The sequence below is a fragment of the Claveliimonas sp. genome, assembly GCF_037273965.1.
Classification (GTDB): Bacteria; Bacillota; Clostridia; order Lachnospirales; family Lachnospiraceae; genus Claveliimonas; species Claveliimonas bilis.
This window is the reverse complement of record NZ_JAYAZJ010000136.1, coordinates 1-14,258: the sequence shown is the minus strand read 5'-3', so window position 1 is coordinate 14,258 and position 14,258 is coordinate 1. Positions and strand designations below refer to the sequence as shown.

Here is a 14,258-nt window from a genome sequence, read left to right as displayed (position 1 = left end):
GGTTTTGCTGGACAAACCCCGCTTCTTTCTATTATGATATATAAGCATGGCCATTTTAGAGGAAGCGCATATTTCCTGCCAAAATGACCGATTATAGAATCCAACACAACAGGAAAGAGAGGTTTGAACATGTTTGCACAAATCATCAACACTTTGAGCGATCTTTTGTACAGCTACATTCTGATTGTCCTGCTTCTTGGTACAGGGATCTACTTTACTTTCAAGACACGTTTCGTACAATTTCGCATGCTGGGTGAGTCTATCCGCGTCGTAATGGAACCCAAAAATGACGAAAACGGTCTTTCTTCTTTTCAGGCTCTGATGGTATCCACCGCTTCCAGAGTAGGAACGGGAAACATTGCCGGTATTTCTACGGCCATATGCCTTGGCGGCGCCGGAGCTGTCTTCTGGATGTGGGTAACTGCTCTTCTCGGCAGTGCCTCTGCGTTTATTGAGAGTACTCTGGCACAGATCTACAAAAGAAAAGCTCAAGACGGAACCTGCTATGGCGGGCCTGCCTACTATATCCAGGCAGTTCTGAAAAAACGATGGCTGGGGGCCTTGTTTGCTGTCTTTTTGATCATGACCTACATGGTTGGTTTCAATCTTGTAGCATCTTTCAACATCACTGACTCCTTCCGTACTTACAGTTTTTTTAATGAATCCACGACTCCGATGGTAGTTGGAGGTATTCTTGCAGTTATTTTCTGCCTGTGTGTATTTGGCGGAAGTACACAGATTTCCAAAATCACCGGAATCCTTGTTCCTTTTATGGGTATTTTTTATCTTGCTGTAGCGCTGTTTATCGTTGTAACACATTTTAATCTTATACCGCAGATGTTTGCAGATATTTTCTCCAATGCTTTTGACTTAAAGGCTATCTTTGGAGGCTTTACAGGATCCTGCATCATGCAGGGTATCAAAAGAGGACTTTTCTCCAATGAAGCCGGTGTCGGTTCCGCTCCTAACGCCGCTGCAAGCGCATCCGTATCCCACCCTGTAAAACAGGGACTTGTCCAGATGCTTTCTGTATTCATTGACACAATCCTGATCTGCTCCGCAACGGCATTTATGCTTCTTTGCTCTGGGGTAGCTCCCAGTGATGAACTCAAAGGTATGCCCTGGGTCCAGACTGCGGCAGCGGAATCTCTTGGATCCTTTGGTACTGTTTTCATCACGGTAGCCCTGTTCCTTTTTGCCTTTACAACTCTGATCGGAAATTACTTTTATGCAGAAATGGGCCTTGGTTATCTCTGTGATAAAAAACCGGGCAAAAAACTTCTGACTGTTTTCCGTCTGTTTGCAGCAGTTGTAGTATTTGGCGGATCCTTAATGGAATTTAGCGTAGCATGGAGTACAGCAGACGTAATCATGGGCTTTCTGGCACTGATCAACCTGCCTGTCATCATCCTGCTGGGCGGACCTGCCGTACATTGTCTGCAGGATTATATCAAACAGAAAAAAGCCGGCAAAAATCCGGTCTTCAAAGCTGCAGATATTGCCCTGAAAGACAAGACAGACTTCTGGAATTAAGTATTGTTTCTCTCATTAAATTCATGTATAATAAATGTTAAGAAAATACGTATGTCAAATACATAAAAAAGGAGTGTTTCCCATGGTAAATTTATTGACAGGGCCGAAAGGCAGCGGTAAGACACAGCAGATGATCGATCTTGCAAATCAACAGGCAAAGGCATGCAGCGGGAATGTAGTTTTTATCAAAAACAGTCATCGTGATACAAGCAGCGTAGCATTTGATATTCGGGTTGTATGTATGGACGACTATGATGCGATCACAAATATTGATGAATATATCGGTTTCCTGTACGGAATGTACAGTGCTAATCACGATGTAGAGTGTATCTTTATCGATGGAATTTTGAAACGCGACCACATCAAATCAGAGGACATGCCAAAATTCGTAGAACGTCTGGAAAAGATTTCCGCACAATGCGACATTGATTTTTACGTCAGCATCAGCGCCGGAAAGGATGATCTCACAGGAATCAATCTTTCAGAGACCTGTAAGGTATTAAATTAAAAAGTTGGGGAAAACAAAAAGGTTCTGTGCAAATGAAAATGATTGACACAGGACCTTTTTTAGACCGTAAAATAACGTTGGGGACAGAGTATTTGCAAAATACTCTGTCCCCGATCTGTAAAAAGAAGTTTTCCTTCTATGCTATCTCATTATATTTCTGTGCAATATTCAGCGCATGATCTCCGATTCGCTCAAAATCTGTAAGGATTTCGGAATAGATAATACCTGTATCTGCCTGGCAGGTTCCTTTCTGCATGCGGTTTACCTGTTTGTCACGGTATTCATCCCTCATATCGTCAATCCTCTGCTCATTCTGTGCTGTGCGCTCCAGAATCTTTTCCTTCTCTCCCCGCGTAAATCCTTCCAATGTATCGATCGTTTTCAGACACATGTCACGCATCGCCCGCACTTCGGAAAGCGCTTCCTCGGAGAAAGTCTGTTTCCACTTTTTCAGATTAGATGCATATCCCGCAATATTCATCGCATGATCGCCAATTCGTTCCAGATTGCCCACTACAGTATAGTAGCCGTTGATATTTACCAAATCCTGACTGCCGGCCTCTGTAGACATTACATGGACAATATAACGGGATATCTCCACATTGAGGTAGTCAATGTATTCTTCCCTCTCATCAATCTCTTCCCGCTTCTCAACATCATTGTTTAAGAGGGCATCAAAACTCTCCTCTACATTTTTACGGACCATACCTGTCATACGGTCAACTTCCTTCTCAACCTGTGTCTGTACGATTGCTGCATGTCCCACCTGATAATTGGTCTCAAAGGGAACAATATATTTGAGACGTTTGACTTCCTCCTTCTCTTTTTCGCTCTCCGGAAGGATTTTCTCTGCCAGCTTCGCCATATAAGTTCCGAATGGCAGAAGGAGCAGTGTTGTCACAATATTAAACGTCGTATGCACATTGGCGATCTGTGCAGCCGGGTTACCCGGTGCTGTCTGTGCCATCAAAGATGTGAATGGTGTCACTATACAAATAATTGTAAATAAAACAGAACCGATAATATTGAACATTAAATGAATGATCGTGGTTCTCTTCGCGTTCGTCTTTGTTCCGATAGACGCCAGAACCGCTGTAATACATGTTCCTATATTCTGTCCAAACAGAATATATACCGCACTGGAAAGAGGAACAAGTCCAGCTGTAGCAAGCGCCTGCAGAATACCTACTGACGCGGAAGAGGACTGGATGATCGCGGTGAAGATCGCACCCATTGCAATTCCTGCCAGCGGATTCTGGAAGGTTGTCATAAAGTTAATGAACACTTCCGAGCTCTGGAGAGGAACCATAGCAGCCCCCATCATATCCATACCGATGAAGAGCACACCGAATCCGGCGATCACTTCACTGATATGTCTTACTTTTTCTTTTTTCACAAACATGATGCACGCCACGCCGACAAATGCAAAAAACGGCGCCATAGCCCCTACATCGAGAGCGATCAGCTGTCCGGTAATGGTTGTACCGATATTGGCTCCCATAATTACCCATACAGCCTGTCTAAGAGTCATAAGTCCTGAATTTACAAATCCCACAACCATGACTGTGGTTGCTGAAGACGACTGAATAACTGCGGTAATGATCGCACCTGCAATAACACCTTTGATCCGGTTAGAAGTAAGTTTTTCCAGGATTGTCTTCATTTTGTTTCCTGCCGCTGTTTCCAGACCGGTACTCATCATCTGCATACCGTACAGGAAAAGTGCAAGTCCCCCTAGCAACTGCAAAACCTCTGTGATTCCCATAATTTTTTTCCATCCTTTGTATGATTGTTTTTATTTTTTACCTTTTAGATAAGCTCTTCATAAAAGAGCAGCATCAAAGGCATAGTAACAATACAGAAAATTACAGACATAACATTTATTACACTGGCATATATGGCATCTCTGTCATGTATCTGCGCAAGCTGTGTCACCATAACCGCTGCCGGAGCGCTGGCTGCCAGTATGACGATCATCAGGATATATTCAGCATCCGGATGAAGATTTCGGATTCCACTGCATGCAAAAATCAGTATAATGATCATCGGAAAGAAAATCAGCCGTAAAAAGCAGATAAAATATGGCCTTTTCTGGCAAAACACCCATTTCAGATCTACATTTCCAATGATCATTCCCACAACCATCATGCTTGCAGGTCCTATCATATCCCCAAATCCACTGATACACTCATTTACGATCACAGGCAGGCGTATTTTCGTAAGGAACAAAAACAGTCCTGTTATAATCGCAATGATATTCGGATTCAGTAATATTTTCCTGTAATTCATCTCCAGTCCCTGACAGATCACTGACTGCCCATGGGTCCAGATAAGTATCGTCTGTACGATCATAAATGCAGTTGTGTAAAATACCCACTCTGCTCCAAGTACTGCTCCCACCAGGGGAACGATCAGATTGCCGGAGTTACTGTATTCCACTGAAGCTTTCTCAATCCCATTCAAATGGAACGGTTTCGATAGAAGCTTCCCTCCACCGATCAAAATAATATGCACCAGTACCGAAGCCCCTCCGGCCAGAAGGAGCCCCTTGACCTTATCTGCAGTAAAATCGATCTGAAATGCATCAATGATCACACAAGGAGAACAGATATACACTACCAGATTTGAAATGATCCGGCTTTCATATTCTCTGAATTTTCCGGATTTCACGGACAGATAACCTACCAGCCCCATCAAAAAGAGCGCTGCGATCTGCTCCGCCAGCAGTATACTTAATTCCATTGTTCTCTCATCCCATCTTTTCCTCGCCTGTCTAACGGATAGCCGTTACCGTATTGGCAGGAGTATCTTCTTTATACTCCATTGTAATTGTCTGTCCTTCTTCATATCGAATGATGTCGATATGATCCACTACCGATACGTCAAAAATCTGGTCTGAACTGTCAAGCATAATATAGTAGTGAGAATTTCCATCCACGACGCCTTGAGCAATTTTCGTAATCTTGCCGCTTATGCTCTTTTCCTGCCGGGTATCCTCTTTTTCTTTTGTAATTCCATTTTTCACAAGGAGATTTCTGTAGCTTTCCTCACATTCATTTACACTGTCTCCCACTGCCACAATCTGATATTTCTGAATATTGACAAGGGCATATTTTTTTACCAGTCCGGCATCATCTTTCAGTGCGATAAAATATGTCGGTTCATCTGCCACATTAAGCAGCATCGGAAAAGTGGCCGTGTATTTCAGATTCTGCACCTGTCCTTCGGCAGACGCCATGGCCGCTGCCTCTGTTGCACCTTCCACTTCATAGTACCTTGTTTCCATTGTCCTCTGGTTTGCAAGAACGAATCCTACATTGGACTGATCTCCATTTACTGAGGTCACGCCGGTATACATCCACACATCATCATCCAGGGCCAGATAATTATATCCTTCTGTAGCCCGCAGACAATCCCGCTGCCCTAAAATACTATTGAAGAATCCATGCTTCAACGTACCGTAATAATTGAACAGTTCCACCAGAAGATCTGCGGAATAGGCACGGTCAATCCACTGTGGCGCATCTTCCACATCATAGGTTGTCGTTTCCCCTGTAATTGCATTACAGAGTACGACCTTTCCTACTGTTTCTCCTCCAAATAATCCAATATTAAATTTTTTCACCGGAGCGATCCAATATGGAACTCCTTCATCATCAATTTCAAAGCTCAGTTCCCCGTAAATATAGGTCGGATGAGCAAACCGCAAATGACGGTATATATTCCTGTTAAAGTATTCGCTTGTGGAATATTTGATACCTTCCTCCAATTTAACCAGCTCTGTATTTTGATTCGTCATATCGATCATGATATAGGCCGGTATTCCTTCCGACTGATTTGTCAGCCACTTAATGGGACTTGCATATTTCAGAGGAGATACTCTCACCGGTCTGTCCTGGTAGTTGATCTGACTGTAGATATTATCTGCCTCAAACTGTGATACCATGTCCACCATGCTTCCCATTTTTCTGTCGCCGAGAATTTCAGCAGAATCCTTATCAAGAAGCGGTATTTTGTCAAAAGAAACTTCTTCGATGTCTTTGGTAAATTCTCGTTCCTCTACCTTTAAAAGACTTTGATATTTTTTCGCATTAATAATAGGTGAGGACAGGAGTGTCCCTGCCAGATAAACCACTCCGATAATCAGGATCAAAATCCCGAAAATTTTCATGACTCTGGACTGCTTCAGTTCTGTTCTTCCCAATCGTTTTCTTACTGCATAGGCAACTGCAAGTACAGCAAGAAGGAACAGCGCAAAAAACCAGACGTCCGACGAGTGGATATTAATTGCCGGGAGCGCTACATAATAGTAGATTCCTGCAAGGATCAGGACAATCATCCCCAGCAATACTTTTCTGCTTGTTTTCATAATTCCTCCTTTTTATGGAGTCTTAAAATTTTTTTCTCCATACATAAGAGAATAACATTAAAAACGGGAAGATTTCAAGCCTTCCGGCCAACATATCTAAACAAAACACAAATTTTGCCAGAAGTGAATAGTCTGCAAAACTTCCCACCGGCCCGGTCATACCAAGGCCGGGGCCAACATTACCCAGCGCTGTGATCACCGAACCGACTGTCGTTTCAAAATCAAAATTATCCAGTGAAACAATCAAAACTGATACGATCGCAAGGGTAATATAGGCAAGCAGATATACATAGACATTTCTTATTGTATCCTCACCCAGCTTCTTTTTATTCAGCTTTACTACATTTACTGACTTAGGGTGCAGCATCTGTTTGATTTCTTTATAAATACTTTTCAGGGAGATCAAAAGTCTTGATACTTTGATTCCGCCTCCTGTGGAAGACGCACAGCCTCCAATGATCATCAGTGCTACAAGCACACACCTGGAAAACTCCGGCCACAGCATATAATCTGCTGTAGCGTATCCGGTAGTGGTAATGATCGATGCTACCTGAAATGCCGAATAGCGGAATGCTTCGGCCACAGACCCGTATATGGGATAAATATTGATCATTATCATTACGACCGCACCTGATATGATGAGCAGATACGCCCTTAATTCTTCATTTTTAAATACCAGTTTAAATTCACGGACCGCCAGGAAAAAGTACAGGTTAAAGTTGATTCCGAACAGAATCATAAATACACTGATCACTCCATCCAGATAGGCGCTGTTGAAATGCCCCACACTGTCTGCATAATTGGAAAATCCGCCTGTCCCCGCTGTCCCAAATGCATGGATCAGAGAATCAAAAAGATTCATTCCTCCCAAAAGCAGAAGAACAACCTGGATCGCCGTCAAAATAAAATACATTCCGTAAAGGATCTGCGCTGTTGTCCGTGATTTTGGAACCAGTTTATCTTTCTCTGGCCCTGGTACTTCCGCGCGCATCAGATGAATGGAACTTTGCTTGTCCAGGTTCGTCAGCACCATAACAAAAACGAGCACACCCATTCCGCCTACCCAGTGTGTCAGACTTCTCCAGAAAGTCATACACTGCGGAAGCACTTCCACGTCCTTCAGAATCGTAGATCCTGTCGTGGTAAATCCGGATACGGTTTCAAAAAATGCATCCATATAATTCGGGATCGATCCGGAAAGGAAAAACGGAAGTGCTCCAAAAAGCGACCACAAGATCCAGGCTGATGAAACGATCAGCAGACCGTCTTTTCCGTAAAGCATCGTATTTTCCGGTTTCTTTCTTCCTGTCAGCAGGAAAATAACTGCCAGCACCGCGGCCGTAATAACAAAATAAACCGCACATTTTTCCTGATAGATCAATCCTACAAGCGCCGGGATCAGAAGGAGAAGCCCCTCCACTCCCATCATTTTACCGAGAATATGTAAAATCATCTTCCTGTTCATTTTTTGTTTCCCTCTATTTCTCCAGCATATCCTTCAGGTCATTGACTCCCCGCTCTGTTGTTACGATTACAACGCTGTCCCCGACTTCAATATGATCATCACCATTGGGAATCCGGATTTTTCCCTTTCTCCCGATGCAGGCAATAAGATAGTTTTTCTTTGTCTTCAGATCTTTCAGAGGGATGTTGGTGTATTCACATTCCTTCCGGATAATAAATTCCAATGCTTCAACTTTACCGTTTACCAGTCGGTACAGAGCTTCCACGTTGGCACTTTTTAAGGATTTACGCCTTGCCCTCACATAGCTTAGAATCACATCGGCAGTTGCACTCTTTGCCGACACAATACTGTCAATTCCCAGTCCTTCCACCATCTGTGCCCTGGAATCCTCATTAACCTTAGCAACGATCTTCGGCACATTTTTTGTTTTCGCAAACAGCGCCATGATAATATTTTCTTCATCCATTCCTGTCAGAGCCACAAGGGCATCAGCATGCTCAATCCCCTCTTCGATCAAAAGGTCGTGATTTGTAGCATCTCCATGGATGATCGTTGCGTCCGGCAGCATTTCACAGAGCTTTTCACATTTATTATAATCCTTCTCGATGATCTTTACATTCATCCTGTCTGATCCGAGCTGGCTTGCCAGATAATAGCTTACGCTGCCGCCTCCGCAGATCAGCACATTTTTTACTTTTCCGCTTCTCTTTCCAAGGGCATTAAAAAATGACTCCAGCTCCTTATGGGTAGCAGCCATATGGATCTTATCCCCTTCTCTTAACACTGTTTCTCCATCCGGAATAAATACATCATTTCCACGCTTTACTGCACATACCAGTATCTTGATCTGATATCTCCGGTAAATCTCTGCCAATGAAAGATCTTTCAGGCGGCTCTCAGCACGAATGGGAAATTCCACCAACTCCACCCGGCCTTTTACAAAAGTTTCCACCTTGCTGGTATCCGGAAAAAGAAGTACTCTTGCAATCTCATGAGAAACTGCAAGTTCCGGATTTACAGCCATACTAAGATGCAGATCCTCTTTGAGCAACCCGATCTGTTTATAATAGATGGGATTCCTTACTCTGGCAATCGTATGCTTTGCCCCCAAACGCTTGGCAAGGAGACAGCTTAACATATTCAACTCGTCTGTAGATGCACAGGCAATCACCAGATCGGCATGCGGAACGTCCGCTTCCTTCTGAACTTCAACATTTGCGCCGTCTCCTGTAATACAGAATATATCCATGCGATTCAGCGCTTCCTTCAGTCTGCCTTCATTCTGGTCGATCAACACAATATCATAATCCTCTTCGGAAAGCTGGGCAGTCAGTTTATGGCCTACCTTTCCATCTCCAATGATAACTATCTTCACCGTTTTTCCCTCTTTTTTATGTAGTTTTTCTATAGGTTTTTTCTTGCCCTGATATTATGGCAAGTGGATTATAGCACTTTTAGTATTATACTGCAATAGAAAAAAGAGACATTCCAGGAAAGGAATTTCCTCCCTGAAATATCTCTTAAATCACTTTGTTTTAGGTTATCTTATGCCTCTTCTGCAGCTCTCTTTGCAATCTCTGCTTCCTGTACATCAGACGGGGCCTGCTCATAGCGGGCAAATTCATACTCATACGTACCGCGTCCGCCTGTCATGGAACGAAGATTTGTACAATATCCGAACAGACCTGTCATCGGCACATCTGCTTCAACTACCTGATAACCGCCGCTTACCGGGTTCATACCAAGCACACGGCCTCTTCTCTTATTCAGATCACCCATAATATCTCCGGTATACTCATCCGGGACTGTGACCTTCACAGAAGCGATCGGCTCAAGCAGAACGGGGCCTGCCTCCATGAAACCTTTCTTAAATGCCTGGATCGTTGCTGTCTTGAACGCCATTTCTGAAGAATCTACAGGATGGTAAGATCCGTCATAGAGAACTGCCTTCACGCCTACAACAGGATATCCTGCCAGAGGTCCTTTCAGGACAGATTCCTGCAGTCCCTTCTCTACTGCCGGGAAGTAGTTCTTCGGAACAGCGCCTCCAACTACTTCTTCTTCAAATACATAAGGAGTCTCCAGATCGCCGGACGGCTCAAAACGCATTTTAACATGTCCATACTGTCCGTGTCCTCCGGACTGTTTCTTATACTTTGTATCAACATCGGATTTTTTACGGATAGTTTCCCGGAAAGCAACCTTCGGCGTCTCCAGAGTAATCTCGCATTTATACCTTGCAAGGAGCTTGCTTGCAACTACCTCCAGGTGCTGATCTCCCATACCATAGATCAGGCTCTGCCGGTTTTCGCTGTCATTGACTGCGCGAAGCGTAACATCCTCTGCCATCATTTTCTGCAGCGCCTGTGATACTTTGTCCTCGTCGCCTTTATTTTTCACTACATACTTCATATATGTATATGGTTTGGAATAATCTGTCTTTCCGTATACGATCTGACTGGATTTCGCGGACAGTGTATCCCCGGTCTTTGTGCTGGAAAGCTTTGCGATGGCGCCGATGTCTCCGGCAAACATCTCGCTTACCTCAACCGGCTTGTTTCCGCACATTGTATAGATCTTTCCAAGTTTTTCCTCTGTCTCTGAAGTAGTATTGTAGAGAACATCATCTCCCTTCAGAACGCCGGAGCATACTTTAACGAAGGAATATTTACCGATAAACGGATCCACCATTGTTTTAAATACATACGCGCTCTTTGCTGCGGAAAAATTGTAGTCTGCTTCAAAGATCTCATTTGTTGTTTTGTTGAGTCCCGCACATTTTCTGCAGTCCGGGCTTGGGAAGAAACGAACAATATCAGAAAGGAGGTTGGCAACTCCCTGTGCCTGAATATTGGATCCCATTGCCACCGGAACAATATCGCCGTCCATAACCTCAGTACGCATTGCCGCCCTGATTTCTTCTATTGAAAATTCTTCTCCGGCAAAATACCGTTCCATAAATTCTTCACTTGTCTCTGCTACTGCTTCAAGAAGTTTTTCCCTGTAGATTTCCAGGTTTGGTTTACAGTAATCCGGAATCTCGCACTCTTCTCTCTGGCCGATGCCTGTATAACGTCTTCCTGCATTCTTGATAACATTTACATAGCCTACTAACTTTTCATTTTCGCGGATCGGCTGAAAATGAGGCGCGATCACCTTTCCATACCGGTCTGTCAGCTGCTGTACCACTTCACGGAAGCTGGCATCATCCACATCCATCTCTGTCACATAAACCATGCGGGGCAGATTGTATTTATCGCAGAGTGCCCAGGCCTTCTCCGTTCCTACCTCTACACCTGCTTTTCCGGAAACAACAATAACTGCGGCGTCAGCTGCACTGACCGCTTCCTCCACTTCTCCGACAAAGTCGAAATATCCCGGCGTATCCAGAATATTGATCTTTGCTTTTTCCCACTCGATGGGTACCAGTGTTGTGCTGATAGAAAATCCCCGCTTCTGTTCCTCTTTATCAAAATCACTGATCGTATTGCCGTCGGCTACCTTTCCCATACGGCTGGTGGCTCCCGATACGTAAGCCATTGCCTCAACAAGGCTTGTCTTTCCGCATCCTCCGTGTCCCAAAAGAACCACGTTCCTGATTTCGTCCGTTCTGTAAACCTTCATATGGCTGCCTCCTTGTTTTGTAAAATCTCATGGGTATATTGTACTAAAAAAAAACTGTTTTTACAACTATTTCATGCACATTTTACAAAATACTGCCTGGTATTAATATACAATTCTGTCTTGAGGAAATTTTTTTCCATTCAGTCAGATTTAAATATCACCTGGTCTTTGACAAGCCCCGGCGGACATAGTAAAATTTAACTAATTGTGATGAAAGATCATTTCATCTGACTACAGCTATCAGAGAGGACTTTAGCAATTTATGAATGAATTTACACACTCCTTTTTATCGTCTGCTGAGGTAAGACGCAAAAAAATCGGTTTTATCGGACTTGGGCTGATCGGCGGCTCCATTGCCCGGGCAATCCGGCAGTATTATCCGGAATATACCATTACCGCATTTGACAAAAACAAAGAAACGCTGGCACTTGCTACCCAGGAGTCTGTGATCGACGTTGCCGCCGTTCATATTGACGACAGTTTCCGGGGATGCGACTATATTTTCTTATGCGCCCCTGTTTCCTATAATAATGCTTATCTTAAGCAGGTTGCCTGTTATCTGAAAGAGGGATGCATTCTGACGGATGTAGGCAGCGTGAAGACAAGCATCCATCAGGAAATTAAAAAACTGAAATTAGGGAAGTATTTCATTGGCGGACATCCTATGGCCGGCTCTGAAAAAAGCGGATATACCAATTCCAAGGCAATGCTGATCGAAAATGCCTACTATATCCTGACTCCTGCCCAGGAAGTCCCTGAAGAGAAGATTTCGGAATTTCAGAATTTTATTGAAAGCCTGAAGGCGCTGCCGGTTGTGCTGGACTATCATCTCCATGATCAGATCACAGCCGCTATCAGCCACCTTCCCCACATTATCGCCTCCACCCTCGTCTGCCTGGTAAGAGATGCAGATACGCCGGATGAGCTGATGAAACAGCTGGCAGCCGGAGGTTTTAAAGATATCACGCGGATCGCCTCCTCCTCGCCTACCATGTGGCAGCATATCTGTCTGAAAAACAAAGAGAATATCTCTCATATTCTGGAACAGTATATTTCTGTACTGGAAGAGGCAAAAGCATCGGTAGACGAAGGGGATGAACAGGCCCTTTACCATCTTTTCGACAGTTCAAGGAATTATAGAAATTCGATTCCCGGCGGATCATCAGGACCCATCAAAAAAGTATTTGCCGTTTACTGTGATATCATTGACGAAGCCGGAGGGATTGCAACAATTGCCACCATTCTTGCTTCCAATAACATCAACCTGAAAAACATCGGCATCATTCACAACCGCGAATTTGAAGAAGGGGTTCTGCGCATAGAATTTTACGATGACGCCTCCTCAAGAAAGGCGTCGGAACTTCTGCAGAAATACAGGTATATTGTTTATGAACGGTAAGTTTACACACAATCAGTTGATCACTCCCGCAATGCACCCGCTGTCCGGAACTATCCGCATTCCCGGCGATAAATCTATTTCTCACCGCGCCGTTATGCTGGGCGCCATTGCAAAGGGAACCACAAGGATACAGGGATTTCTGCCCGGAGCGGACTGCCTGTCTACAATAGAATGTTTTCAGAAAATGGGGATACGTATAGAATATGCAGACTCTTCCAGCGTACGTTCCGACAATTCTTTTTCACCGGAACTTCTTGTACATGGCCAGGGGCTCCATGGATTGAAGCAGCCGGATGGACCTTTGTATACGGGAAACAGCGGAACAACTACCCGGCTGATCTCCGGTATTCTGGCAGGACAGGATTTCAGCTGCATTTTGACAGGGGACGACTCTCTGAACCGGCGGCCGATGAATCGGATCATCGAGCCTCTGTCCCAGATGGGCGCTTCTATTAAAAGCATTTCCGGAAATGGCTGTGCGCCCCTTGGCATCTCCCCCGGAAAGCTTCATGGGATCCGGTATAACTCCAAAGTTGCATCTGCCCAGGTAAAATCTGCCGTCCTTCTGGCCGGGCTGTATGCAGACTCCCCCACAGAGGTGACAGAGCCCGCGCTTTCCCGAAATCATACGGAATCCATGCTGTCCGGCTTTGGTGCCGACGTTTCCTCGCATCAAAATGAGAATGGTTCCTGGTGCGCCTCCATCCAGCCCTGCCGGGAACTTTTTGCCCAGGATATCCGGGTACCCGGAGACATTTCCTCAGCAGCCTATTTCATTGCTGCTGCCCTTCTGATCCCCGGCTCCCGGCTTCTTATCAAAAACACCGGGATCAATCCCACCCGGGCCGGCATCCTGAAAATATGCAGGGAAATGGGCGCTGACATCACCTGCATCAATCAGCATGTTTCTGCCGGTGAGCCTACCGCTGATCTGCTGGTAAACTACTCTCCTCTTCACGGCACAGCCATTGGCGGATCTGATATCCCTACTCTCATTGACGAGCTGCCGGTTATCGCTGTTCTTGCAGCATACGCCAAAGGTACCACTGTCATCTCCGATGCCGCTGAACTGAAAGTCAAAGAAAGCAACCGGATCGACAGCATCACCCGCGGACTTCAGGCTATGGGCGCTGATGTCATTCCCACTGATGACGGCATGATCATCCACGGCGGAAAAGCATTGAAGGGCGCCGCAATCGACAGCTTCCTTGATCACCGGATTGCCATGGCATTTACAGTGGCGGCCCTTGCAGCGGAAGGGGAGACCATTATACAAAACGCCCAGTGCGTGGACGTTTCCTATCCGGGATTTTATGATGAAATATGCAGTTTGGGACGTAACACTTTTTAAAAGTGTTAC

At 44.8% G+C, this 14,258-nt stretch carries 10 protein-coding genes; 4 read left to right on the top strand and 6 right to left on the bottom strand.

Annotation, left to right across the window (positions count from 1 at the left end; genetic code table 11):
* Positions 1 to 129 precede the first annotated feature (129 nt).
* Both WJ238_RS11735 and WJ238_RS11730 read left to right on the top strand, forming a co-directional pair.
* Positions 130 to 1,533 (top strand): alanine/glycine:cation symporter family protein, encoded by a 1,404-nt coding sequence (locus WJ238_RS11735; RefSeq protein WP_316265094.1) that lies wholly within the window; start codon positions 130 to 132, stop codon positions 1,531 to 1,533.
* Between the two features lie 82 nt (positions 1,534 to 1,615).
* Positions 1,616 to 2,041, top strand: a complete 426-nt coding sequence (locus WJ238_RS11730) for a P-loop NTPase family protein (protein WP_230105540.1) — start codon at positions 1,616 to 1,618, stop codon at positions 2,039 to 2,041.
* Between the two features lie 136 nt (positions 2,042 to 2,177).
* Here the strand turns inward: WJ238_RS11730 and WJ238_RS11725 are convergent, their stop codons facing one another.
* From WJ238_RS11725 to WJ238_RS11700, 6 genes are all read right to left on the bottom strand, one after another.
* The gene (locus tag WJ238_RS11725; RefSeq protein ID WP_316265096.1) at positions 2,178 to 3,806 is read right to left on the bottom strand and encodes a Na/Pi cotransporter family protein; all 1,629 of its coding nucleotides are present in this window, start codon (positions 3,804 to 3,806) and stop codon (positions 2,178 to 2,180) included.
* A gap of 44 nt (positions 3,807 to 3,850) precedes the next feature.
* Positions 3,851 to 4,783 (bottom strand): AEC family transporter, encoded by a 933-nt coding sequence (locus WJ238_RS11720; protein WP_337607019.1) that lies wholly within the window; start codon positions 4,781 to 4,783, stop codon positions 3,851 to 3,853.
* A gap of 31 nt (positions 4,784 to 4,814) precedes the next feature.
* Complete coding sequence (locus WJ238_RS11715; RefSeq protein ID WP_337607018.1) at positions 4,815 to 6,410, bottom strand: CvpA family protein; 1,596 nt, start codon at positions 6,408 to 6,410, stop codon at positions 4,815 to 4,817.
* A gap of 22 nt (positions 6,411 to 6,432) precedes the next feature.
* Positions 6,433 to 7,875 carry a TrkH family potassium uptake protein gene (locus WJ238_RS11710; protein WP_337607017.1) on the bottom strand — a complete coding sequence of 481 codons (1,443 nt, stop codon included), beginning with the start codon at positions 7,873 to 7,875 and terminating at the stop codon, positions 6,433 to 6,435.
* A gap of 13 nt (positions 7,876 to 7,888) precedes the next feature.
* Positions 7,889 to 9,250: a Trk system potassium transporter TrkA gene (gene trkA / locus WJ238_RS11705; RefSeq protein ID WP_316265102.1), complete on the bottom strand. Its 1,362-nt coding sequence runs from the start codon at positions 9,248 to 9,250 to the stop codon at positions 7,889 to 7,891.
* Positions 9,251 to 9,420: 170 nt separating this feature from the next.
* Complete coding sequence (locus tag WJ238_RS11700; protein ID WP_230105534.1) at positions 9,421 to 11,499, bottom strand: elongation factor G; 2,079 nt, start codon at positions 11,497 to 11,499, stop codon at positions 9,421 to 9,423.
* 262 nt (positions 11,500 to 11,761) lie between these two features.
* Between WJ238_RS11700 and WJ238_RS11695 the strand changes: the two genes are divergently transcribed.
* Together WJ238_RS11695 and aroA are read left to right on the top strand one after the other, a co-directional pair.
* The gene (locus WJ238_RS11695) at positions 11,762 to 12,898 is read left to right on the top strand and encodes a prephenate dehydrogenase (protein ID WP_316265104.1); all 1,137 of its coding nucleotides are present in this window, start codon (positions 11,762 to 11,764) and stop codon (positions 12,896 to 12,898) included.
* Positions 12,888 to 14,249: a 3-phosphoshikimate 1-carboxyvinyltransferase gene (gene aroA / locus WJ238_RS11690; protein WP_337607015.1), complete on the top strand. Its 1,362-nt coding sequence runs from the start codon at positions 12,888 to 12,890 to the stop codon at positions 14,247 to 14,249. The genes WJ238_RS11695 and aroA overlap by 11 nt, the downstream gene beginning before the upstream one ends.
* The last annotated feature ends 9 nt before the right edge of the window (positions 14,250 to 14,258 follow it).

What these genes read in the sequence shown, in the direction of transcription:
- WJ238_RS11710 (WP_337607017.1), bottom strand. Translation starts at nt 7,875, where the DNA reads ATGAACAGGAAGATGATTTTACATATTCTCGGTAAAATGATGGGAGTG.
- WJ238_RS11730 (WP_230105540.1), top strand. Translation starts at nt 1,616, where the DNA reads ATGGTAAATTTATTGACAGGGCCGAAAGGCAGCGGTAAGACACAGCAG.
- WJ238_RS11735 (WP_316265094.1), top strand. Translation starts at nt 130, where the DNA reads ATGTTTGCACAAATCATCAACACTTTGAGCGATCTTTTGTACAGCTAC.
- WJ238_RS11700 (WP_230105534.1), bottom strand. Translation starts at nt 11,499, where the DNA reads ATGAAGGTTTACAGAACGGACGAAATCAGGAACGTGGTTCTTTTGGGA.
- aroA (WP_337607015.1), top strand. Translation starts at nt 12,888, where the DNA reads ATGAACGGTAAGTTTACACACAATCAGTTGATCACTCCCGCAATGCAC.
- WJ238_RS11715 (WP_337607018.1), bottom strand. Translation starts at nt 6,410, where the DNA reads ATGAAAACAAGCAGAAAAGTATTGCTGGGGATGATTGTCCTGATCCTT.
- WJ238_RS11720 (WP_337607019.1), bottom strand. Translation starts at nt 4,783, where the DNA reads ATGGAATTAAGTATACTGCTGGCGGAGCAGATCGCAGCGCTCTTTTTG.
- WJ238_RS11725 (WP_316265096.1), bottom strand. Translation starts at nt 3,806, where the DNA reads ATGGGAATCACAGAGGTTTTGCAGTTGCTAGGGGGACTTGCACTTTTC.
- WJ238_RS11695 (WP_316265104.1), top strand. Translation starts at nt 11,762, where the DNA reads ATGAATGAATTTACACACTCCTTTTTATCGTCTGCTGAGGTAAGACGC.